Origin of the sequence: Paraburkholderia sp. SIMBA_030, assembly GCF_046535245.1 — a bacterium.
GTDB lineage: Bacteria > Pseudomonadota > Gammaproteobacteria > Burkholderiales > Burkholderiaceae > Paraburkholderia.
Genome location: NZ_JAWRXB010001739.1, coordinates 1 through 232 on the forward strand (window position 1 = coordinate 1; position 232 = coordinate 232).

1 protein-coding gene is annotated in these 232 nt (G+C 38.4%); it reads left to right on the forward strand.

All coding sequences use genetic code 11. The features are described 5' to 3' along the window. Positions 1-98 precede the first annotated feature (98 nt). On the forward strand, positions 99-232 hold a 134-nt coding region (locus tag SB772_RS45960; RefSeq protein WP_410839267.1), incomplete at its 3' end, for a hypothetical protein.

Consider the following 232-nt stretch of genomic DNA (forward strand, 5'->3'; position numbering starts at 1 on the left):
GTCTGGTCACAAAATTTATCAATCATAAGCTACCTAATACCAAAGCGTACAAGCGCAATCTCATTACAGGTGTGTTGATGGCTTGTATAATGGAGTCTATGTTGGCCTTTAGTACTGCCTCAAAGACGATTGGTTTTACCAACCAAACAGCCTTTTTAAATGGCTGGTTAGAAGGGTTTCTAGTTGCATTACCAGTAGGATTGACATTAATGGTAATCGTTTCTATGACTAT